The sequence below is a fragment of the Paenibacillus woosongensis genome, assembly GCF_030122845.1.
In the GTDB taxonomy this organism is placed as follows: Bacteria; Bacillota; Bacilli; order Paenibacillales; family Paenibacillaceae; genus Fontibacillus; species Fontibacillus woosongensis_A.
In genome coordinates this window covers 2838677-2860004 of sequence record NZ_CP126084.1, presented here as the reverse complement: position 1 = coordinate 2860004, position 21328 = coordinate 2838677, and the positions used below count along the sequence as shown (strand labels likewise).

Genomic DNA, 21328 nt, shown 5'->3' with positions numbered 1-21328 from the left:
ACATAAACTTATTTGCAGGATAGGGAGAATGGAGGATTTGCATTGGTGCAAGGGAAGATAAATGAAGATAAATTTCGGCGCAGCGCCGTATCGGTTGAGGAGGCCCAAGCTAAGGTGCTGGCCCATGTCCGGCCGGCCGAAAGCGAGCTTGTTCCGATATTAGAGGCAGGTCATCGCGTTCTCGCCAGCGACGTACAAGCTCCGCATCCTTTTCCTCATTTCCGGCGATCAGGGATGGATGGTTATGCCATACATAGCTTGGATACGAAAGGATGCCATAGCGGCCAGCCCGTTCAATTGGAGGTCATTGACGAAATTCCCTGCGGCTCGCTACCTTCGGCAAGCGTTGGCCGGGGAACAGCCTCCAGAATTATGACCGGAGCGAAGGTGCCAGACGAAGCGGATGCCGTCATTATGCTTGAGATGACTGAAGCCATTGAACAGGACGGAAAAAGGTATATTCTCATCAAGCGAGAGGTCGAGCCGGGCAAAAACATTACACCGGCAGGTTTCGAGCTTGCCGAAGGCGATTTAATCATGGAGAAGGGACGTAGCATCAGGCCGGGTGAAGTATCGGTGTTGGCTACGTTCGGCATTCACCAGGTTCCTGTAGCGAGAAAGCCGCGAGTAGCTGTTTTCTCCACCGGTTCGGAGCTGCTTGCCATAGATGAGCCGCTACAGGACGGCAGAATCCGCAACAGCAACACATATATGCTAGTCCATCAAATTCGGGAGGCCGGGGGCGAGCCCTATATGCTTGAAGCGATTGAGGACGATCTCTCGGTGGCACGGCAGCGCGTAGAGGAGGCTTTTGCCGAATATGACATCGTCATTACGACCGGGGGCGTCTCTGTTGGCGACTATGATATCATGGCCGAACTTGTGCGGGAGCGGTCGCTGGAGATGCTGTTCAACAAGGTGACGATGCGTCCGGGGAGCGTCACTACCGCAGCCGTAAAAGAGGGGAAGCTGTTGTTTGCCCTCTCCGGGAATCCCGGAGCGTGCTTCGTCGGCTGTGAGCTGTTCGTCCGTCCGTTTATCGGGGCGATGCTGGGCGTTCGCGAGCCGTTTCTGCCAAAAATTCAAGCGGTGTTAGGCAGGACTTATGCAAAGGTGAACAATTTTACCCGGTTTGTCCGGGGCAGCCTGGCGTTCGAGGATGGACGGCTTGTTGCCTATCCGGCGTCGCTGGATGAATCGAGCGTCATGATCACGATTAAAGACAGTGATGTGCTCATCGTTATACCTCCTACAAATCAAGGAGTGCAGGCGGGACAACTCGTCGATGTGCTCATGCTGCCCGGAGGAAGCCGGGGCTGAGTACTAGGATGATATTACAAGGAAGGGGAGGGGCATATATGCCGGTTATCCAAATTGTCGGGTATAAAAACAGCGGCAAAACGACGTTGATCGGCAAGCTGCTGGAAATTTTCAATGCCATGAAATTGAGGGTCGCCGTCATTAAGCATGACATTCATGGATTTGAAGCGGACCGCGAGAGCACCGACACGTTTCGCCACCGCCGGGCTGGAGCGGTGGCGACGGCCATTACTTCTCCGTGGCGCACTGCGATCATAGAAGAACGGGAAACGATGCTCAGCGGCCTGATCAAACATTTCGAAGGCTATGATTTGACTATAGTAGAGGGTTTCAAACAGGAGGATTATCCCAAGATTGTGCTGATCCGCAGTCGGGAGGACCTTCCGCTGCTGGAGGAGTTGACGGAAATACGCGCCGCCGTATTCAGGCAGGAGGCAGGGGACTGCTTGGATAACGATGGTACTGGTGGCGTGTTGGCTGGCTCCGGTCTTCCGTGTTACCATATTAATGACGTTGAAGAATTGGCTAAGCTAATTATCGTATCGGTATTGTCATTGAATCATTGACGAGAAATCCCCCTCTGGGTGATCCAGAGGGGGATTTCATATGCATAAGGATATATCGCTTAGGAGTCGGAGCTTGCCCGCCGTTCGATGGCTTCGGACATCGTTTTGTCGGTCAGGTGGGCATATACTTCCGTTGTCTCAGTTGAGGCATGCCCAAGCTGCTCCTTGGTTTTGTAAATATCATTTTGCAAGTAGTAATCGGTTGCGAACGAGTGGCGCAGCTTGTGAACTGTTAAATAAGGTTTGCCGAATCGTTTTGCGTATTTGATAATCATAGCCTGGATCGCCCGCTTTGTCATCCGTTTGCCTTCCTTCTGGCCATTCGGAAGGGCGACGAACAGCGCCTTTTCCCGTTTGGGCGTATTGTAGCGCGTTTGGCGCAGCTCCAAATATTCGGTCAGCTCGTCCTTGGATTGCTCGCGGAAGTATACCGGCGTTTTGAAGGTTTCGTCATTGTTCCCTTTTCGAAATACATAAATGATTTTATTGGCTATATCGAGATCGTCGATATTCAAATTGACGACCTCGGAGACGCGCAGGCCGGAGTTGAGGATCAGGCTGGCGATGCAGGCGTCCCGTTCTTTATTAAGCTCGTGAGCATATAGCGCCTGCTTGTTATTTTGCACGTCGGCTCCGTAGCCTTCGCGGATATATCCGATGAATTCCAGCAGTTCATCCTCTTCGAGCAGCTTTCCTTTCAGCTTGGCCGCCGTATCCTTGGGTTTATGTATCCGTTTAATCTCGACTTTAGCCATGATATTGCGCTTTAGGAGGGGATAAAACTCCTCGTCCTCGGCGATTTGGCTTAAATAGTGGAAGAGCGAGCGCAGGGACGACATTTTGCGTGATACGGTAATTTTGGAGTTCTTGCCTTCTACTCGCGTTGTCAAATGAAGGCGGAAGCCTACGATGCTGTCCATCCGCAGCGTCTCCAAATCGAGCAGTGTTATTTCGGCGTTCGATGCTGCGGAAGAGAGGCCTTCGGCGCGGAGCCAGTTAAAGAACGCTTCATAGTCGCGAATATACTCCAGCAAGGTCGAGGGGGAAAGATCCGGGAGCTTGTAATCAATGAATTGCTGGACGAACCAGGGCATATGAACAACTCTTTCATCCAGCTTTTTCCGGTCTATCGCTTTTTGAATATTCATAACGGCTGTACCTCCGAATCCAACAATGTTGATACTATTGTAGCATAAACCAATCTCACACTGGCGAAGGAGGGGGATAACGAGAAAACGAGGAAACCAGGAAACAAGAAATATTTAGCTTGAATTTGCCAGCATTACGGCATTATAATGAAAAACACACTATGTGAAAAATTCACAACAGAAGAGCTAATTCAATGCGCTTCCTAGTCACTATATATATCATTCAACATACAGCTCGGTCTAGTAAATTCATTCCGGTAAAAAGGCGCTGTTGAATCAGCGAAGGCAGCAAAATCTATTTTCCTTAAATTTGTCAGCTATGAGATGTCCATTCCTGAGATCGTTAATGAGCAGGTCATGGAGTATGTACAGACCTATGTTGAAGAGAAATGGCCGGACGAGAATGAAGAGGAACGCCAGCTGATGGAGAAAGAGCTGGAGCTGTGGGCTGTGAGCGAGAAAAGAGATATTCAGGCAAAATGGGAGCCTGAGCAGGTCGTGGAGGCTGCTGAGCGTATTGTGGAAATTAAACCGGAAATCGAGCTTAAATTCAGAATCGGGGATACGCTTGTCAAAGGACGCCTCGCCGAATTCGGCGACCAAATCCATATTGCCCAGCTGAACGGCCGTTACGCTGTAATATTAGAGGGAGATTCATTCGTGTTCGATAAAGCCTTTTCTCCAGTGGAACTGCTGCAGCCGGAGCCGTTTGAGGTCGTAGCGAAGCGGATTGCCGAGAAGAAGGCTGATCCGAACGATGACGATGTTCCGTTCTAATTCATATGGTTAATGTCATTAACTACACTTGATGGTTAACGACATTAATTAAATGGGAATACAAAGACACATCTTTGATATATTCGATGATTAATTTATCGATAGACTTGACGTTAGATTTGACTTGACCAGGCAAAGAAAGAAAAGATACGGTATGTATGCTGATTCTCACTCATAATAAGAGTTTTCTAGAAGATAGGCGAGGGAGAACCAATCGTGTTCCGTCCCTAGGCAGAGAAGACCTGCACACCTTAATGACTAACTGTTTCGGTGAGAAATACCGTAACGCTCATAGGCGGTGTCCCCGTCTGTTTAGCCAACTGCGTGAACGGTGTATATGCGAGACTTGGCACAAACATTTGTTTCTAATCTAACAATGCCTTAATGCGCAAACAAACCTGAGGTCGAAGAACCCCAGGTTTGTCGTCTTATAACTCCAATTTTTCGATTTCGGATTTTAGCTTATTCGCGGAATGCTGGAATTTCTCCAGCTCCTCTCCGCTGAGCTTCAAGTCAAGCACTTCACGCACCCCTGTGCGGTCAACGATGCTTGGCACCCCAAGATATACGTCGGACACCCCGTTATAGTTGCTCAACAGGGTAGAGACATTGAGCACGGAGCCTTCGTCCTGAAGAATGGAAGTGACGATCCGATCCAGTGCAAGCGCGATAGCATAGAAGGTAGCACCTTTGGCATTGATGATTTCATAGGCTGCATTTTTGGTGCTGTTAAAAATGTTGGTGCGTTCTTCCTCGGTGAATTCCAGATCGATGCCTGCGACGTTGGCCAGGCTCCAGAGCGGAACCTCCGTGTCGCCGTGTTCGCCGATAATGTGCGCATGAATGCTGCGCGGGTTGATTTTCTTGTTCTGGCCGATCAAATAACGGAAGCGTGCGCTGTCCAGAAGCGTACCGGAACCGATTACGCGATTGGATGGGAAGCCGCTTTTCTTGAGGGATACGTATGACAGAATGTCCACAGGATTGGTTGCAACGAGAATGATCCCGTGATTATTGTATTTTACGATATTCTTGATAATGCTGTCGAAAATTCCCGCATTGCGCTTAAGCAGGTCAATCCGCGTCTCGCCAGGCGCTTGAGAGGCTCCGGCCGCGATGATGATGATGTCAGCGTCTTTGCAATCGCTGTAATCGCCCGCCCACAGCTTGACGCCGCCGGTAAAGGGGAGGCCATGATTCATGTCCAGGGCTTCTCCAAGGGCTCTGTCTTTGTTGGCGTCGATAAGCACCAGCTCGGATACCCTTTCGCGAAGGAGCAATGTATAAGCCGTGGTCGCTCCTACAGCACCTGTTCCAATAATAACAACTCGGCTAGATCGCAATTGTGTTGTCAATTTTTCATCTCCTTCTAAACATATGACGAATATGTATTCACCTAATTTCATTGTACATGAATCATTTCAAATTAAAAGTATGTAGCTTAAGTTTTAATGGCTAAAATTTGAGCATTACGCTGCGGACTTCAACATGGAATACGTCGAGGTTTTGCTATTTTTTGAGTTTTTTCACAGATTCTAAATGAGAACTTTGTAACCAGAGGGTAACCTTTCTGTAAGGACGTAACCCCTCTTTTTATATTATTCTAGTAATACACATGGAGAGAGGGAAATGGTGATCAAGCATGATGATGTCGAATAACAACCAGATGGAAACTAGAAAAAAAATTATCAAAAGGCCGCGTAAAAAATTCAGACAGCCTATTATTTTATTGGCATTAGTATTATCCTCTGTGGCTTTAATTATGTCCGCACTCGTAGGGATATCGCACATCAATTTCAAATCTGTTAAAACGAACAGCGCTTCAGTTGTTATCCCTAAATTAGCCGGAGGCAACGAGAAAACCCAGCTTCCAGACCAAATTCCCGCGGAAGCCGAGCCTGATTTTGAATCCACGCAGCCCTCGAAGAATAACCATGAACCGCAGAACAGCAAAAATTCACCAGCCGGCGCTAATGATCCGTCCAAACCACCCAAAGCTGCCCAACCTAAAGTGGCTTACCTGACCTTTGATGACGGTCCAAGCAAGTATACTGACGATATTGTAGCCATACTGAACGAACATGGCATTCATGCTACATTTTTTGTCATCGGCAACCAGATTAAAGGTTATGAGAGTTCCATTAAAGCCGCATCTGAACAGGGTAATTACATCGGTTTACATAGCATGACCCATAATAAAAAGATATTGTACAACAGCGGCAGCTCCGCTAATTTCCTGAGGGAATTTAAGAAGGTACAGGGAATGGTTGAGAATATAACTGGAACTGCTCCTTGGCTCATACGCGCGCCCTACGGCAGCAAACCGCAGATTGGCAAGGAGTTCCGCAACGATATCGTGAAGGCAGGTTTTAAAATGTGGGATTGGACGATAGACTCCAAGGATTGGAAATACACGGGGAAGCCGGATAAAATCATGCAAGAAGTCAAACGCCAGGCGCATCGGGACGTAGAGGTTATTTTGATGCATGAGAAAGAGCAGACGGTCGAAACCTTGCCGCAAATCATTCAATATTTAACGGATAAGGGTTATGCTTTTGCCGTTTATAAGCCGGAGCAGCATTTCTCCGTCAATTTTGCTGGGGATTCCCGCTTGTAATTTCCTTACTGGAAGCTATTAATCTATGATTTCTATCTTATGATATAATATGAAATGCAGCTTGAACCTGGTAAGCGAGGTGCAGATAGTTGAGTTTATGGTATAAATTAACCGGAGCGCTGCTGATTTCTTGCCTGCTCTTGACAGCATGTTCCTCCCAGCAAGGCGAGACAGTAAGTCCGGTTCAGGATGAACCCGTTGAGGAAGGGCAAGTCATTACGATTGAGAATCCACAGGTACTAACGGAGCAGACAGCCGCCAATACAGAAGACGGGAAGCAGTATCAAATTCAGACGAGGCTGACTGACTTCCATCTGCTTAGCGAGAATGCGGGCATTGCCTGGGGGTCGACTCGCAGTGAGCTGCGCCTGTATCTTACGCAGAATAGCGGCAAAACCTGGACAAGCATATCACCGGCCGCTTCCGTGCAATTTCCGTATCATCCTAAATACAATCGTGATATTTTCTTTTATAACGAAACATATGGCTGGATTGTTCGCAATTCTGTCGGCTCAAGCGATGCGATTGTGCTGCGTACCCGTGACGGCGGAGCTACCTGGAAAATCGCTGCTCTTCCGGGATCGGAGCAGGTTGCTGCGATTTATTTCACGGACGATTCACATGGCTGGATATTAGCGGCGAAATCTTATCCGGAAAAGGAAGAAAAGACGCTGTACCAAACGGAAGACGGGGGAGCGACATGGTCCAAAATCATGGGCAGCCTCTCTTCTTCGGATGCCGCTCTCGAACATCTGCTTCCGAGCTCCGGAACCGAGCTTTCCATGGTGTTCCGGGACCGGATGCATGGCTATGTTAGTATGATCAGCTCAGGCATTCCCAAGCTGTACACGACGGATAACGGCGGAATCAGCTGGTCCGAGGTCAAGGATTTCTTCTCTACAGCTAAATACAAATCCTGTGAGAAATTTGTGGCAGGGGAGCTGCAATTCTTTTCTACAGAACCATTTTTCTCTTCAGAAACGTTAAACGGCTGGATACCGATCGGCTGTGTGAAAGAGAAGAGTACGAAATTCAACGGCTATTTCACGGCAGACAATGGGGATACGTGGAATTTGGCTCCATTTAATTCGTTTTGGCAGGACGGATTAAACGAGTCTTTAGCCCCTGCTTTTATAAGCAGCGAGGAAGGGTGGCTGCTGCGGGACTCCCAGGTGTATCACACTCTGGATCAGGGCAAGACCTGGACGCTGCTGCCGGAAAGCAAAGTATTGACGAAGATCCTGACGGATTATCCGGAGATTGTCAAACTGAGATTCTCGACAGCTGAAGTCGGTTGGCTGCTCGTAGCGCAAAGCAATCAGAAACGGTCATTATTGCTTCAAACCCTCGACGGCGGCGTCAGCTGGCGTGTATTATAGCTTAATCAGCAGCCATTTATTCCTGTATCAGCGGGAATAAGTGGCTTTATTTTTATAGATACAAAAGAAAAAATAATTGTTCATATAATTGTGAAATTAATCACATTGTCAGAGGGGAGGTGTGTGATATATTTAACTCAGGAAGAACAATGCTTGACAGCTTAAATAATAGGAGGATTAAGATGAAAACGGACAAAGATCAAGTAACCCGCAACCTGCTGCAATTTTGCTACCATTGTGAGGATGCGCATTTGTGTACGACAGAAGAAGCCTGCAAAGCCTGCTGGGCCGAAAATGGATGGTATGAGCCGGAAGCAGAAGCGGCCGGAGCGGAAGAAACTCGTCAATTGCTGCAATTCTATTATGCATAGTTTCCACTCTATAGTAAGGGCACGATCAGCATAACCTTCGGTTCAAGGCTCAGGAACCGGAGGTTTTGTTGTTTTAGACCCAGGAATTTATCACGGGGCCTATGACAAGTTTCACTGCCCAAGGCATATACATAGAAGAGAAGTACAGGGACGACCAAAGAACCATTAACATTGTTCTACTACCGGCATTAATGCGAGGAGGGAGAAGGATGCAATCTTGGGTGGAAATGTTCGGCGTTATGAACACTGCGCTTCCTATTTTCTTCATTATCATCCTAGGGATCATTCTCATTTCTGTTGGCCGGGGAATACTAAGGTACGCGATTAACTCCAAGCAGCCGCTGCTCATTGTCCCAACAATTATCGTGGGCAAACGTACGGAGGTTTCTCATCGCCATAACACGGATACGGCAGTAAGCCAGATGGATAGCAAGTACTTCATCACTTTTGAGGTAGAAAGTGGAGACCGGCTGGAATTTCCAGTAAGTGGACTGGAGTATGGACAATGTGCGGAAGGGGATCAAGGTAAGCTGTCTTTTCAAGGAAATCGCTACCTGGGATTCGAACGTTTAGGCAGATCGTCCCGGAATATGGATGATGGGTATCGTGACTTGAGGAGAAATTATTGAATTGTTCCAAGCAGGCTGCCGCTGAGGAGCCTTACAAATAACAACAAGAGAGCTGTCCAGGCCGGGCAGCTCTTTTGCCATTTGATTGTCATGAATAAGATAGCGCTTTAACGTTGGCCGTGTTGGCCAGAATATCCTGGGCCACCTTGCGCCCGCTTGAGAAGGCGCGTTCAGCCAGCTCTCCCTTGCCTTCGCAGCCATCCCCGCAGAAATAGAAGGGAACCTGATCCAGCCTATTGGGCAGCAGCTTATTTGAATGGATGTTCTTGACGCTGGCGACCATTGCCTTCTTCGATACGCGCTTAACCGCCGTATTGTCGCGCCAGCCCGGGTAGTAAGTATCAAAGAGCGCTTCCATCTGCAAGGTCTTGCTCTCCAGATATTGCTTCTTCTGTTCTTCATCCGCAAAGTCATCATTCAAGTAGGCGATGCCCTGCAGCAGCTGGCCGCCTTCGGGAGCAACGGTATGATCCGTCGCCGAGACGTCGCTGATGAACAGCTTGTTGTTCATATCGCTGATATAGTGGAAGGGACGATTGATGATCTTGGAGAATCCGACATCGTATACCAGCACTTCTGTTGATGTATTGTTTTTGTAAGGTTCAAGGGACTGGCCCCAAGGTGTCGATTCCAGCAATTTAGCGACCTGCTGTACTGGCATAGCGAAAATGACCTGATCAAAAACTAATGATTCGCGAGTTTTGGTGTTCAGTATGAATTTGTCATTTTCCATCGTAATCGATTCAACCGGCTCCTTAACGGCAATTTCCCAATCCTTGTTCTGGGAAATCTTATCCACCAGCTGATTCGTAATCGTTGACCAGCTGCCGAGGATGTAGTTTACCGGCTTGTGCGAGAGGAACAGGTTATGGTAGTATTCGGCAATCACTTCGCCGGATACGCGTCTCGCTTCTTCCGGGGTGATGAAGAAATTGGAGCTGACTAGATGCTCCCACAGCTCTTTGACATCAGGAGAAGCGTTAGACTTATTCAAATATTCGCCTAACGTCGGATAATTCTTCAATTGATGAATATTAGTGATGACCGCAGCGACTTCTGCAACGAAACGAATTTTCTCCATCGTCGTAAGTACGCCAGTCTTCATAATATTTACGAAATCAAGCGGAGCGGGAGTGAGTTGTCCATGCTTGGCATATACAACATTCCGTTTGTCTACCTGCTTGCTGTTAAAACGGAGGTTAAGCTCGTTCTCCATATTCAGCAGCGTATGTCTGTCGATGCCGTAAACCGCATGTGCTCCATAATTCAGCGTGAAACCTGATTTCTCATAAGTAAAGGCTCTACCGCCCAACTGTGGGCTACGCTCGAACACTGTTCCCTGTATACCCGGACTGTCGGACAGATAAGCAGCGGCCGTTAACCCTGAAAGTCCACCGCCAACAATCGCGATTCTCATTAGTCGTACCTCCCATTCGTTTTGTGAAGCACAGCTTAAGCGCTTCTCGCAACATTCTGCTCCGACTCCATATGTTCGAAGCATGGATTCATTATTAGTATATGCTATTCATGTAAGCGCGTCCATAGAAATAGACACGATTTGTTCAAAAATGAAATCGCATTCATCGCAAACCTTGGCCATACCGGATTGACATGGCAACAAACAACAAAAAAATAGGCACAAATATGGGCGGATGCACATAGGATATATCGTTCATTAGAGATTGAAGGAGGAAAGCCACTTGGCTGTCATAAAAGCAAACTCCGAGGATGTCAGAATGCTGGCCCGTCTGATGCGTGCGGAAGCAGAAGGGGAAGGCGAACTAGGCATGTTGATGGTCGGCAACGTCGGCGTTAACCGTATACTCGGCAATTGCCTTGATTTCAGGGATATAAGAACCATGAACCAAATGGTATTTCAGTCGCCCGGAGGGTTCGAGGCCACTCAAAAAGGCTACTTCTATCAAAGAGCCCGCGATTCCGACATCCGCCTGGCCAGAAGGGTGATTAACGGCGAGCGCACATGGCCAGCGAGCAATGCTTTATGGTTCTTCAGACCGGAAGGCGAATGCCCGGGTACCTGGTACAACCAGCAGAACACTGGGCGATTCAAGGCTCATTGCTTCTTCTCCCCAACCTTTGAGAATTGTCCTTCTGTATTTTAACGGGAGCTGTCTCCCTTCACAAACAAGAAATAAAGGAGGTATATTTCCATGTTCAATCCAAATTACCGGCCGGTCACCTATAAGATCGGCAACAGCCCGTCCGGAGCTTTCGCCGGGGGAAGCACTTATTCTCCCCAACAGCAAGTGCCGATGCAAATGCAAGGGGGAGGGGGAATGCAGCTGCCGTATCCGCCGCAGGTGCCAAGCGGCAGTCCGATGACGCCGACGGGTACGGTCGTACCAACGGCAACTCCACAATTCGAGCAATCCTATATCGAGAACATTTTTCGCTTGAACCTGGGCAAGGTGGGCACATTTTACATGACTTATGAGAACAACTCCGAATGGAACGCGAAAATATTCAAAGGCGTCCTCGAAGCGGCGGGCCGCGACCATATCATTATCAGCGATCCAGCAACGGGAGTACGTACAGTTCTGCTCATGGTGAATCTGGACTACGCTACTTTTGCTGAACCGCTGTATTATCAATATCCGGGAACGATCGGAAATCCGCAGACGTCAAGATAGCGGGCTTTCATATCCGATCGCCAGCGATACGCAAAACAAGGTTGCCCGATCGGGCAGCCTTGTTTCATTCTGTGATCTATTTGTGTTCATTCATATGGGAATTAGCATCAAATCGATAGGAAAAGCCAGCAAAAGCTAGGTATCGATGTACCAACCGCAACTTTAGGTGGAAAACAAAATAAATTAGCCCTTTACTCTTGTCTGTTGTCATACCGTGCCGTTTGACTGTGTAGTGTATAATAATATAATTAGATGTAAAAGGTCATGAACCTGTTCACAGTCAAATTAATTCAAACCGCGAAGGAGGTGCACCTGTTCTCCGCTTTTTGTACAGCGGGAATAGGAATCGTATTGACTGACCCTTTACCGAGTATTTACCACGTGGGACTTATGATTATATTAGTTCTGCTTAACGGATTTTTCGTCTCGGCTGAATTTGCGATTGTGAAAGTTCGCGCAGGCCGAATCGATGCCTTGATTGAGGAGGGGAAGAAGAGCGCCATCACGGCAAAAGGACTCATGAGCCGTCTGGACGGTTATTTGTCCGCATGCCAGCTGGGCATTACGCTTAGCTCTCTTGGTCTAGGATGGCTTGGTGAGCCGGTTGTGGCGCGTCTGCTGAATCCGATTTTTCAGTTCACGGGGATAGGGAGCAAGGCCGCATACACCATTTCGCTGGCGACGGCATTTTTGCTTATCGCCGTGCTGCATATCGTTCTTGGGGAGCTGGCGCCGAAGACGGTGGCCGTCCGCAATGCGGAGAAGGTAACCCTGCTGTCGGCACGCCCCATGCAAGTGTTCTACCGATTGATGTTTCCGATGATTTGGGTACTGAACGGCTTGTCATCCGGCCTGCTGAAAATATTCGGCATCGAGCCGCTTAAGGAGCAGCATGATTCAGCGCATACTGAGGAAGAAATCAGGGTGATGATGAAGGAGAGCAGCGAGAGCGGCCTGATCGATAGTACCGAGATGTCCCTCGTGGATAACATTTTTGAATTTGCGGATACAACGGCAAGAGAAATCATGATACCTCGTACCGAAATGATCTGTCTGTATACCCAGAACACCTTGCATGAAAATTTGGAAATCGCTTTAGAGGGAACGCGTACACGTTATCCGGTATGTGCCAACGACAAGGATCACGTGATCGGCTTTATTCATATAAAAGATTTGATACGTTCGAACTCGGCGAATTATTTAGACCTGCTTCGTCCAATTATGGCTGTGCCCGAATCCACCCACATCAGCGACTTGATGAAGCGCATGCAGCGGAACAAGACGCAAATTGCGATATTGATTGACGAATACGGCGGTACGTCCGGACTTGTCACGCTGGAGGATATCGTCGAGGAAATCGTCGGTGAAATCCAGGATGAATTTGACGAGGAACGTCCCGGGATCGAGCAAATTGGCGAGGATACCTATTCTATCGACGGGCTTATGCTGATTGAAGCGGTAAACGACCGGTTCGGCCTGGAGTTGGATTCGGATGATTACGATACGATCGGCGGCTGGTTATATTCGAGAATCCAGGTGTTGCCGCCACAGGTCGGGCAATCTGTCGAGAATGATGGCTATATTTACGTAGTAGAACAAACCGACAACAAGAGAATATCGCGCGTGAAGCTCGTGAAGCAGGAGTTGATTCCGCTAGAGGGAGCCGGCGCGTAACATAGATAACAACAGAGAAGAAGGGTGCCCGAAAGGGCACCCTTTCTTATATATCTAAGCCATTTGCGATTTTCAGAAGATCTTCCTTATCCAAACCGCCTGCAGCCATGAAGTAGATATCGCCGATCATGAAGGTAATTTGTTGCGTTTTCCCCGGAGTAAAATAAGCGATGGTGCCATTGTTCAAGGTCACCGTCTCGATGTTCTCTTCATAGGGCATGCGGATGATCTCGTCTTCCTTCAGTGTCTTGAACATCATGGTCAATTGCTGGTTGTGCCGCGTTTCGAACAGCAAATATACGCCTTCGATCTGTCCGCTCTCCGCGGGTTCAAGGGCAGAGCCCTTTGCGGTAATCGGTTCTGCCGAATTAAATATATATCCTCTAGGCATATAGGTGATCTTAGGAAGCGAAAAAGGGAGGCTCTCCCTTAAATCGTTCAGCTGCGTCTTCATGGACAACGGAAATACTTTCGGACATGGCGGCTGGCTGACGTCTGCCTCGTCATAGGAAGCATTCAGCGCATATGTTACGCCGCTTTGGTCCGGATGCCGCCCTTTGCCAAAAATGATCTGGCTCATGCCGTTGCCCCAGCTCCTCAATTCCTGATAGATGGGGGAGACTGCTTCCGTCACGATTGGCGGCGTGAACAGAATTGCGCTAAACAGCATAAATGCCGCAACCAAAGCAATGACCTCGTAACGGCGCAGCCATTTCCAGCGTTTGCGGCGTCTAGCCTGCCTCATGAGCTTCGGCTGTATTGCATTCCAGGATTGTTGCTTATAAGCGTCGGTATAGGGAGGAAGCTGCTTGGTTGCCTCGTCGAAGGCTTCATCAAACAGTATGTTAAACTCCGCGGGATATACGGCTTCGCGGGGACTGCTTCGTTTCAATATGGTCACCCCACTCTTTATACAGCATTATTTTGATTCCTTCTCGCGTACGGTGCAATCGCTGTCTGACAACATCTTCGCTAATATGGAGCCTTTCGGCGATTTCCTTGTAGCTCAGCCCCAGCTTCCAGCGGTATTCCATCAGTAATCGGTATTCCGGCTTAAGTTTATGTAAGTAATCGATGATGGCTTCTTCCATTAGTTTCGTTTCCACGATTTGCTCAACGGAGCCGGTGGGGTTGATGAATGGATCTATTTCTATATAAACACTATCCGCATCCAAATGGTTACGGTACTTTTTGCTTTTTCTTAAAAAATTGATGGCCGTATTCCGCGTAACGACTTTCAGCCAGGATTTCATCCCGACCTCACTGTCGAAGGCAGGCTTGCTCGCAACGACTTTAAGGAAAGCTTCCTGTATAATATCTTCGCTGGTTTGATGATCTTTGATCATATAATAAACGGATCCATAGACAAGATCGTAGAAAGCATAATAAATTTCTTCCTGAACGCTCTCGGCTAAGTCGTAAAAATCAGCGACGAGCAACCATTTCAGGCGTTCCGACATGATTTTCTCCTCTCCGGTTCCCCTAACGGTTTTTCATATTCATCTATATGCATTCTACATGATTTTTGGCGGAAGAGGAATCTTTTCCCTCTACATGAAAACTTACACTGAATTGTGAATCTTTCAGTTGTTCATCAGCAGAGTGGTGACGCGCCTGTTACTTTAATCTACAATAGAGTAGTTGGATGTCATACATATTAAATAGGTGCATCGGGAGAGGAGCTTAGCACACATGAAACGCTTAATTTGGATGGGTTGTTGGGCGTATTTGCTAATCGGTCTAGCGCACGTCGTCGTCGGGTCGATTATGCCTAACCTGCTTGAGCATTACGGCAAGGAGTACACGGCCGGCGGAAGTCTGATTTTTGCGCAGTTTGCCGGTTTTCTGGTAGGGGTGCTTGTTTCACCGCTGCTTATATCCAATTTTGGTAAAAGAACAGGGCTGATCATCGCGACAGGGATGCTCTGCATCGCTGAAGTTTGCTACACGATGCTGCTTCCGTGGGAATGGATGTATGTGGTCGGGACGGTCGCCGGATTCGGATTTGGTATGATCGAAGCCGTTATCGGCACGCTGATTATCGTAGCGGTAAAAGAAGGCACGGCCGTTGCGATGAGCAAGCTCGAGGTATTTTTCGGGGTCGGAGCTTTGGTCATGCCGCTGATCGCCGGCTGGCTGATCCGGACGGAAATGTGGCGTTTTTCCTTTCTTTTTATCGCTTTGTCGGCTTTGCTGATGCTGCTGGCCTGGATGAAGAGCAACTTTGGAGAATTAAACGATTTGCTGAACGCGAAGGAAGTCAAACGGGAGAAGAAAGGGGCGCTGTTTTCACAGTATCAGGGAGTTCGCGGGCTGCTGCTTGCCGTCTTTACGCTCTTCTTCTTCCTGTACGTCGGTACGGAAATGAGCTTTGTGAACTTCCTGCCTTCCCTGCTAATTGAGAAGCTCGGAACTGACAAATCGACTGCTGCGCTCAGCGTTACCTTGTTCTGGATGGCCATGACGCTAGGCCGCGTATTCTGTGGGGTCATTGCAGAGCGCATTTCCTACGGCCGCTATGTGTTGTGGAGCTGTGCTGCTAGCCTGGTGCTCATATCGCTATTTGCCATTATCGGGCAGTTGTCCGTCGTGTTCGTTCTTATTTTGCTGTTCGGACTGTTCATGTCCGGGCTGTTCTCGATCGCCCTTGTATTCGCCAGCAAGCTGCTGCCTGGGGCCGAGGAGTCTACACCTAGCATCCTTATCGCTGCAGGGGGGACAGGAGGGGCGGCTTTGCCGCTCGCTATGGGCAAAAGCATGGACGTCGTCGGAGCGGATACATCCGCCTGGCTGCTGTCCGCGTTCGTCGCCCTGCTCTTGATTCTTAGCATTTCGGCTATCTTTATCGAACGATTTCGTGCAAAACGTATTGCCCGAAGCCTGAGACATTTGTCATAATCAATGCAGGATGCTGCAGAGGAGGTAACCAATCGTGAGCTGGATGTATGCTGTTATTATCATTCTGGTCATAATCGCAGGAATAGGGACGCTATGGGTGGGGGCATCTAAACAGAACCGGACAGGCAACCCCAATTATGATAAGCGGACGACGAAAAATATCGTAGGGCTTACGGTGATGTACGCCGCTTCCGTTATTGTCATTTCCGTATTGGTCGTAATGATTCTCGATTGATAAGCGAATCATTGCCAAGAAGCGAAGAGCCAAGCAAGCGCATAAATGCGCCAGCTTGGCTCTTTTTCCGTTCAAATGGCGAAAGATTAGATCGCCCAATTGCCTTTGGTGAAAATTTGCTCCTTTTCGCCGTCTGCTGAAATGCCGTAAATGTCCATTTCTCCGGAGCCGATCATGAAGTCCACATGAACCAGGCTTTGGTTCAGGCCTGCTTCCTGCAGCTGCTCCTGCGACATGGTCGTGCCGCCGTTCAGCGTAAAGGCATACCCTGCACCGATGGCCAAATGGTTAGAGGCATTCTCGTCGAATAAGGTATTGTAGAACAGGAGGCCGGATTGGGAAATTGGCGACCCGTGCGGTACCAAAGCTACCTCACCGAGGTAGCTTGCGCCCTCATCCATCTCTACAAGCTGCTTCAGGGTCGCTTCACCTTGCTCGGCCTTGTAGTCGACGATTTTACCATTCTCGAAGGTCAAGGAAAACTTATCGATGATATTGCCGCTGTAGCTCAGCGGTTTCGTGCTGGATACCGTGCCGTTGACACCGGTTTTCAGCGGGGCGGTGAAGACTTCCTCGGTAGGCAAATTCGCCAGGAAGCTGACGCCTTTATCGTTATCGCTCTCTGCAGCTACCCATAAGTGGTCAGCCGGAAGCTCGATCGTCAAATCCGTTCCTGGAGCGACATAATGCAGCTTCTGGAATTTCTTCCGATTGAGGTAATCCGCTTTCTGGCTCAAGTTCGCGATATGCTCCTTCCAAGCCGCGACCGGATCGGGCTGGTCTACGCGTACGGTGCGGAAGATTGCTTCCCATAGCGCAGGGACCTGCTGGTCTTCCGGCAGATTCGGGAATACTTTGGCAGCCCATGCTTTGGAAGGGACGGCAACGATTGACCAGGTGAAGAAGTTAGCCATTTGGAGCTGGCGATATTTAGTCATTGCTTTGGAATAGGTTTTCTGGTGATTGGTCAGGCGCTCCGTCGATACTCCGTTCAACAAATCCGGATCCGAGGAGATGACATGCAGCACAGCTGCATTATTCTCCACGTATTCCAGCATTTCTCCGGCATACCATTTTGGCTCGTCGAGGAAGGATTCGTCCGCAGCCATATCATAGCGCAGGCGGGTAACCGTATCGTCACTCCAATTGACCTTCACAAAACGGGCTCCTTCGTTGTAAGCCTCCTTCACGATCAAACGCACCAATTCAGCGGAATCAATTGTCGCATTAATGATCAGATTCTGCCCTTTCTGGATTTGAACGCCAATCTTGACGGCTAGCTCCGCATATTTTTGCAATTTCAGATCGAAATCAGTCATATTTGTAACTCCTCCATAGTGACATAGATAATTCTAGCTACCTTATATTGTACTACGAAACGGAAAGTGTATCCAAGCGAGCGGGTCAGTCCTAGGCATGATTCTTTATCCGATGATGAAATCGCCTTCTGGATAACGAAACAGCTCCTTTTTGGACTTAGGAGTCAAAGCGTATACTAGAGTCAGCGGTCCAATCCGGCCGAGGAACATCACGAGACCGAGCACCACTTTGCTGAAATCTGTCAGCTTCGTCGTCACGTCCAGGCTCAGACCGGAGGTCGCGAATGCCGAGGTTGTCTCAAATAGGAGCGCGAGAAAGGCCCGGTCTTCCACGGCGGATAAGATCATGGCAGTAAGGATCACAAGAAACAGAGCCAGCCAAGTCTGCGTGATCGCCCGCAGAATGGACTCTTTGGACAGGCGTTTGCGAAAGAATACAATATCTTCTTTGCCACGCAGCATGGCATACATTGCGCCGATGAGGATGGCAAATACGGTTACTTTGATTCCGCCTCCTGTAGAGCCTGGCGCGGCCCCGATGAACATCAGCAGCAGAAGCAGGAACTGGGTCGATTGCTGCATGTCCGATACGCTTAGGGTCGACACTCCGCCGGAACGTGCACTCACGGAGTGGAATACCGCTGCAAAAATCTGATCCGTCAGCGACAGCTCCTGAAATGCGGGAGATTTGAATACCTCCATCACAAAAATAAGCAGCGAACCGGCGACGATAAGAATCCCTGATACGGTGAGCACGACTTTGGAATGCAAGGACAGCCTGCGGGTTGTGCGGAACGACAGCAAATCCGCCAGTACGATAAAACCGATGCCGCCAAGCACGATCAGGACGATGACCACAATATTGACAAAAGGATCGCTGACGTAAGCGGAAAGTCCGCTATAAGGACCATGTACTGCTCCGAACAAGTCAAACCCTGCGTTATTAAAAATTGAAATACTGTGAAATACTCCATAATAGAGCGCCTGACTCAGAGGCATATCGAAAGACCATCTTATGGTTAGCAGCAGAGCTCCAGCCGATTCGATGACAAAGGAGTAAACCGCCACCCGCCGAATCAGTGAGACGAGTCCTTCCAGCGTGTTCTGCTTCATCGCCTCCTGAAGCACCAGGCGGTCGCGCAGGGAAATGCGCCGGTTGAAGGCGAGAGCGATCAAGGTTCCCATCGTCATAAATCCCAAGCCGCCGATTTGGGTAAGAATGATTAACGTGAGTTCGCCGAATAGCGAAAATTGCGTTGCCGGATCGACCACAACCAACCCGGTTACGCAGACGGCCGATGTCGCCATAAAGAATGCGTCCACCAGACCGAGCTTCTGCCCGCTCGCCGAGGCAGGCCCGAGGGACAGCAGAAACGTGCCGATGACGATAATAAGGGTAAATCCAAAAGTTAATACTTTAGCAGGGGATAGTGAATCTTGCTTTTTTTTGCGCTTAAGCACTTTGGTATGCACCTCAATATAGACTTCTTGAAATTGAAACAAAACATGTTACGATAAATAAAGCTGAGCAAGCCTCTGGCTTGGCCGACCGTTAGCGCAGGTATACCGATTATAGAGCAATTTTAACAAAATTCACACCGTTCTTCGCAACAAAATTAATAGAGCAGAGGAGAGACGTCTAAATGGAGCTGCACATCGTTGAAGCACAAATGCAACGGCAGGAGGATGGCACTTACATAGGCAAAACGATTTTTAAAGTTGCATCGCATAAAGCCAATTACGAAATTACCTTCTTCAGCAAGAAGGGGGACGATTGGGACTACAGTCTGCATTATGCGGATGAACCCGGGATTGAGGAGCAATTCCTGCTCGTCGATGCAAGGATCGAAGAGGATGACGAAATGTTTGACCGCCTGCTGGATGCGGCATGGGATACGCTGCCAGCCGAATAAGGAGGAGGCGACAAGCGGCGATGTTACACTGTCCGAAGGGGAGGAGATGGCTTGCTGCAAAAGCCGTTTTACCGTATTTGCCTTGGCATCATTATGGTCCTGACGATCATTTTATTATTGTCCAAGGTTAGCTTTATTTTTATTCCGCTCGTTACTTTAATTAATATTCTGATTGTGCCGGTTATGCTGTCGGGATTTTTGTATTATTTGCTCCGGCCGATTGTGCAGTTTCTGGAACGGAAGGGCTGGAACCGGATGCTGTCCATTCTGGCCATCTACCTGCTTTTTGCTGGCGTGGTTACGGTCTTTCTGATCGTCGTATGGCCTCCGCTGCAGAAGCAGGTGACCGATTTTGTGAATAATGTACCGCTGCTGCTTCGCGAGCTGCAAGCCCAGTTCAACGAAATTCGGCAATCCCGGCTGTTCTCCATGTTCAGCGAACAGAACGCGCAAATATCGAACAAGCTGACGGAGTCTATCAACTCCGTGATCGAGGCGGCCACCAAATCGATTTCCCATGTCGTCACTTTTCTGAACGATTTCTTCATCGTCGTGGGAACGGCGCCGATCCTCCTATACTACATGCTGAAGCAGGATGACCGGGTCACCCCAACCTTGACCCGGATGCTCCCGAAGCGTTATCGGCGCGACGGCGAGCAGGTCATCCACGAAATCGATAACGGGCTCAAAGGTTTTATTGCCGGGCGAATGATCAGCGCTGTACTGCTGGCTGTCATGGGTTTTATCGGCTTCTGGCTGATCGGTTTGCCTTATCCTCTGCTGCTGGCCATCGTCGGGGCGCTGTTCAATTTCATCCCTTACTTTGGTCCGTTTCTGGGAGCTGTTCCCTGTGTAATCGTGGCATTTACCGAATCTACATCGATGGTGATTTGGGTCATCGTGATCGTCGTGGTTTCCCAGCAGATCGAAGGCAATTTGATCTCCCCGTATATTTATGGGAAGACGATCAACATTCATCCGCTGACTACAATTATTCTGTTACTGATCGCCGGCGACTTCGCGGGCATTCTGGGCATGATTCTGGCAATTCCCGTATATATGATGGCGAAAATCATTATCGTGCGCATGTATCAATTGTATTTGGACAGCAGGAAGGGGGACGAGGAGGACGACGCTGCACCGGAGGACGCGTCACTGCAGGCGGCCGTCCCAGCCTCGGAGGATGTGCATCGCTAGGCTCATTTCCTGATCATGGTGATCAAAGTCATATCTCCATCCCATCCCCTTGGGAGATGATGATGCTACAGGCTATCATTAATTCTCGGGGGATGATAAGTATGGCAGTAACCGCTAAAGGCGGGAAGTACTTTTACGCATGGAGTACAATACTTCCTGACGGATCTTTTTGCCTGCCGGATCAGGCCCTGCAGGAATACAATATCACGTTGAACTCCAAAATTATCTTGATGACGGGCCGGAATACGGCGAAGGGTTTCAGTGTCGTCTGTAAAGAATTGATCCCAAATTCGCCGCTTGCGGCGATTTTTGGGAGCTTGCCTGAGCTGCAGAACCACTCCCTTCCCGAAGGGCAGGCCGTTACCTTTAAGGAGCGCATGTTCTGCTGGGTGCTGTTGAGCAAGGACCGCTATATCAAGCTTCCTCTCCGGACATGGCAGCAGTTCGGTTTGCAGCCTGGCGATAAGCTGCTTAGCATGCGCGCGACCCATTTGGCCTTTAATATTCTGTCGGAAGGTCCTTATATCGAATTGGCCAAGCAGATGCAAGATATTTTAGAATACAAGTAGCAGGTGAATGGGTATTTATGATATGCGGTTCCCCTGCGGGGCATCCTTTTCCTACCGGAGAAATG

22 protein-coding genes are annotated in these 21328 nt (G+C 48.9%); 15 read left to right on the top strand and 7 right to left on the bottom strand.

Going from position 1 to position 21328, the window contains the following annotated elements:
- Nucleotides 1–42 precede the first annotated feature (42 nt).
- Together QNH46_RS13050 and mobB are read left to right on the top strand one after the other, a co-directional pair.
- The gene (locus QNH46_RS13050; protein ID WP_283924708.1) at nt 43–1320 is read left to right on the top strand and encodes a molybdopterin molybdotransferase MoeA; all 1278 of its coding nucleotides are present in this window, start codon (nt 43–45) and stop codon (nt 1318–1320) included.
- Nucleotides 1321–1358: 38 nt separating this feature from the next.
- Nucleotides 1359–1886, top strand: a complete 528-nt coding sequence (gene mobB, locus QNH46_RS13045) for a molybdopterin-guanine dinucleotide biosynthesis protein B (protein ID WP_283924707.1) — start codon at nt 1359–1361, stop codon at nt 1884–1886.
- Nucleotides 1887–1945: 59 nt separating this feature from the next.
- Here the strand turns inward: mobB and xerS are convergent, their stop codons facing one another.
- Entirely contained in the window at nt 1946–3034 is a 1089-nt protein-coding gene (gene xerS, locus QNH46_RS13040; RefSeq protein ID WP_283924706.1) for a tyrosine recombinase XerS, read from the bottom strand.
- 324 nt (nt 3035–3358) lie between these two features.
- Here xerS and QNH46_RS13035 point away from each other — a divergent pair, with 324 nt between their 5' ends.
- A complete protein-coding gene (locus tag QNH46_RS13035) occupies nt 3359–3811 on the top strand; it encodes a DUF3900 domain-containing protein (RefSeq protein ID WP_283924705.1) in 453 nt (150 codons plus the stop codon).
- Between the two features lie 428 nt (nt 3812–4239).
- On the opposite strand, the gene QNH46_RS13030 is transcribed toward QNH46_RS13035, so the two are convergent.
- Nucleotides 4240–5217 (bottom strand): L-lactate dehydrogenase, encoded by a 978-nt coding sequence (locus QNH46_RS13030; protein ID WP_283924704.1) that lies wholly within the window; start codon nt 5215–5217, stop codon nt 4240–4242.
- A 344-nt stretch (nt 5218–5561) separates the two neighbouring features.
- Between QNH46_RS13030 and QNH46_RS13025 the strand changes: the two genes are divergently transcribed.
- The 4 genes from QNH46_RS13025 (at nt 5562) to QNH46_RS13010 (ending at nt 8807) form a co-directional block, all read left to right on the top strand.
- Entirely contained in the window at nt 5562–6428 is an 867-nt protein-coding gene (locus QNH46_RS13025; RefSeq protein ID WP_283924703.1) for a polysaccharide deacetylase family protein, read from the top strand.
- 89 nt (nt 6429–6517) lie between these two features.
- A complete protein-coding gene (locus QNH46_RS13020; protein ID WP_283924702.1) occupies nt 6518–7807 on the top strand; it encodes a WD40/YVTN/BNR-like repeat-containing protein in 1290 nt (429 codons plus the stop codon).
- 182 nt (nt 7808–7989) lie between these two features.
- A complete protein-coding gene (locus tag QNH46_RS13015) occupies nt 7990–8178 on the top strand; it encodes a hypothetical protein (RefSeq protein ID WP_283924701.1) in 189 nt (62 codons plus the stop codon).
- A gap of 209 nt (nt 8179–8387) precedes the next feature.
- Complete coding sequence (locus tag QNH46_RS13010; RefSeq protein ID WP_283924700.1) at nt 8388–8807, top strand: DUF2500 domain-containing protein; 420 nt, start codon at nt 8388–8390, stop codon at nt 8805–8807.
- 88 nt (nt 8808–8895) lie between these two features.
- Here the strand turns inward: QNH46_RS13010 and QNH46_RS13005 are convergent, their stop codons facing one another.
- A complete protein-coding gene (locus QNH46_RS13005) occupies nt 8896–10224 on the bottom strand; it encodes an FAD-dependent oxidoreductase (protein ID WP_283924699.1) in 1329 nt (442 codons plus the stop codon).
- Between the two features lie 283 nt (nt 10225–10507).
- On the opposite strand from QNH46_RS13005, the gene QNH46_RS13000 reads away from it, so the two are divergent.
- The 3 genes from QNH46_RS13000 to QNH46_RS12990 all read left to right on the top strand — a co-directional run bounded on the left by QNH46_RS13000 (nt 10508) and on the right by QNH46_RS12990 (nt 13132).
- Complete coding sequence (locus QNH46_RS13000) at nt 10508–10930, top strand: cell wall hydrolase (protein WP_283924698.1); 423 nt, start codon at nt 10508–10510, stop codon at nt 10928–10930.
- Nucleotides 10931–10978: 48 nt separating this feature from the next.
- The gene (gene gerQ, locus QNH46_RS12995) at nt 10979–11458 is read left to right on the top strand and encodes a spore coat protein GerQ (RefSeq protein WP_283924697.1); all 480 of its coding nucleotides are present in this window, start codon (nt 10979–10981) and stop codon (nt 11456–11458) included.
- Between the two features lie 390 nt (nt 11459–11848).
- Nucleotides 11849–13132, top strand: a complete 1284-nt coding sequence (locus tag QNH46_RS12990; protein ID WP_283924696.1) for a hemolysin family protein — start codon at nt 11849–11851, stop codon at nt 13130–13132.
- Nucleotides 13133–13178: 46 nt separating this feature from the next.
- Here QNH46_RS12990 and QNH46_RS12985 read toward each other — a convergent pair whose 3' ends face one another.
- A complete protein-coding gene (locus tag QNH46_RS12985) occupies nt 13179–14024 on the bottom strand; it encodes a DUF4367 domain-containing protein (RefSeq protein ID WP_283924695.1) in 846 nt (281 codons plus the stop codon).
- Nucleotides 13978–14592 carry an RNA polymerase sigma factor gene (locus tag QNH46_RS12980; RefSeq protein ID WP_283924694.1) on the bottom strand — a complete coding sequence of 205 codons (615 nt, stop codon included), beginning with the start codon at nt 14590–14592 and terminating at the stop codon, nt 13978–13980. The genes QNH46_RS12985 and QNH46_RS12980 overlap by 47 nt, the downstream gene beginning before the upstream one ends.
- Before the next feature lie 232 nt (nt 14593–14824).
- Here QNH46_RS12980 and QNH46_RS12975 point away from each other — a divergent pair, with 232 nt between their 5' ends.
- Both QNH46_RS12975 and QNH46_RS12970 read left to right on the top strand, forming a co-directional pair.
- Nucleotides 14825–16030, top strand: coding sequence for an MFS transporter (locus QNH46_RS12975; protein ID WP_283924693.1), 1206 nt, complete (start codon nt 14825–14827; stop codon nt 16028–16030).
- A 43-nt stretch (nt 16031–16073) separates the two neighbouring features.
- On the top strand, nt 16074–16265 hold the full coding sequence (locus tag QNH46_RS12970) for a hypothetical protein (protein WP_283928430.1): 192 nt from the start codon (nt 16074–16076) through the stop codon (nt 16263–16265).
- A gap of 86 nt (nt 16266–16351) precedes the next feature.
- Here the strand turns inward: QNH46_RS12970 and QNH46_RS12965 are convergent, their stop codons facing one another.
- Both QNH46_RS12965 and QNH46_RS12960 read right to left on the bottom strand, forming a co-directional pair.
- The gene (locus QNH46_RS12965) at nt 16352–17584 is read right to left on the bottom strand and encodes an aminopeptidase (RefSeq protein WP_283924692.1); all 1233 of its coding nucleotides are present in this window, start codon (nt 17582–17584) and stop codon (nt 16352–16354) included.
- Nucleotides 17585–17689: 105 nt separating this feature from the next.
- Nucleotides 17690–19087 carry a TrkH family potassium uptake protein gene (locus QNH46_RS12960; protein WP_430691826.1) on the bottom strand — a complete coding sequence of 466 codons (1398 nt, stop codon included), beginning with the start codon at nt 19085–19087 and terminating at the stop codon, nt 17690–17692.
- Between the two features lie 140 nt (nt 19088–19227).
- On the opposite strand from QNH46_RS12960, the gene QNH46_RS12955 reads away from it, so the two are divergent.
- The 3 genes from QNH46_RS12955 to QNH46_RS12945 all read left to right on the top strand — a co-directional run bounded on the left by QNH46_RS12955 (nt 19228) and on the right by QNH46_RS12945 (nt 21263).
- Nucleotides 19228–19497 carry a hypothetical protein gene (locus QNH46_RS12955; protein ID WP_283924691.1) on the top strand — a complete coding sequence of 90 codons (270 nt, stop codon included), beginning with the start codon at nt 19228–19230 and terminating at the stop codon, nt 19495–19497.
- 51 nt (nt 19498–19548) lie between these two features.
- Nucleotides 19549–20694 carry an AI-2E family transporter gene (locus QNH46_RS12950; RefSeq protein ID WP_283924690.1) on the top strand — a complete coding sequence of 382 codons (1146 nt, stop codon included), beginning with the start codon at nt 19549–19551 and terminating at the stop codon, nt 20692–20694.
- A 101-nt stretch (nt 20695–20795) separates the two neighbouring features.
- A complete protein-coding gene (locus tag QNH46_RS12945) occupies nt 20796–21263 on the top strand; it encodes a hypothetical protein (protein ID WP_283924689.1) in 468 nt (155 codons plus the stop codon).
- Nucleotides 21264–21328 lie beyond the last annotated feature (65 nt).

What these genes read in the sequence shown, in the direction of transcription:
- gerQ (WP_283924697.1), top strand. Translation starts at nt 10,979, where the DNA reads ATGTTCAATCCAAATTACCGGCCGGTCACCTATAAGATCGGCAACAGC.
- QNH46_RS12980 (WP_283924694.1), bottom strand. Translation starts at nt 14,592, where the DNA reads ATGTCGGAACGCCTGAAATGGTTGCTCGTCGCTGATTTTTACGACTTA.
- QNH46_RS12970 (WP_283928430.1), top strand. Translation starts at nt 16,074, where the DNA reads ATGTATGCTGTTATTATCATTCTGGTCATAATCGCAGGAATAGGGACG.
- QNH46_RS13005 (WP_283924699.1), bottom strand. Translation starts at nt 10,224, where the DNA reads ATGAGAATCGCGATTGTTGGCGGTGGACTTTCAGGGTTAACGGCCGCT.
- QNH46_RS12945 (WP_283924689.1), top strand. Translation starts at nt 20,796, where the DNA reads ATGGCAGTAACCGCTAAAGGCGGGAAGTACTTTTACGCATGGAGTACA.
- QNH46_RS13030 (WP_283924704.1), bottom strand. Translation starts at nt 5,217, where the DNA reads ATGAAATTAGGTGAATACATATTCGTCATATGTTTAGAAGGAGATGAA.
- QNH46_RS12990 (WP_283924696.1), top strand. Translation starts at nt 11,849, where the DNA reads ATGATTATATTAGTTCTGCTTAACGGATTTTTCGTCTCGGCTGAATTT.
- xerS (WP_283924706.1), bottom strand. Translation starts at nt 3,034, where the DNA reads ATGAATATTCAAAAAGCGATAGACCGGAAAAAGCTGGATGAAAGAGTT.
- QNH46_RS12965 (WP_283924692.1), bottom strand. Translation starts at nt 17,584, where the DNA reads ATGACTGATTTCGATCTGAAATTGCAAAAATATGCGGAGCTAGCCGTC.
- QNH46_RS12975 (WP_283924693.1), top strand. Translation starts at nt 14,825, where the DNA reads ATGAAACGCTTAATTTGGATGGGTTGTTGGGCGTATTTGCTAATCGGT.
- QNH46_RS13035 (WP_283924705.1), top strand. Translation starts at nt 3,359, where the DNA reads ATGTCCATTCCTGAGATCGTTAATGAGCAGGTCATGGAGTATGTACAG.
- QNH46_RS13010 (WP_283924700.1), top strand. Translation starts at nt 8,388, where the DNA reads ATGCAATCTTGGGTGGAAATGTTCGGCGTTATGAACACTGCGCTTCCT.
- QNH46_RS13015 (WP_283924701.1), top strand. Translation starts at nt 7,990, where the DNA reads ATGAAAACGGACAAAGATCAAGTAACCCGCAACCTGCTGCAATTTTGC.
- mobB (WP_283924707.1), top strand. Translation starts at nt 1,359, where the DNA reads ATGCCGGTTATCCAAATTGTCGGGTATAAAAACAGCGGCAAAACGACG.
- QNH46_RS12955 (WP_283924691.1), top strand. Translation starts at nt 19,228, where the DNA reads ATGGAGCTGCACATCGTTGAAGCACAAATGCAACGGCAGGAGGATGGC.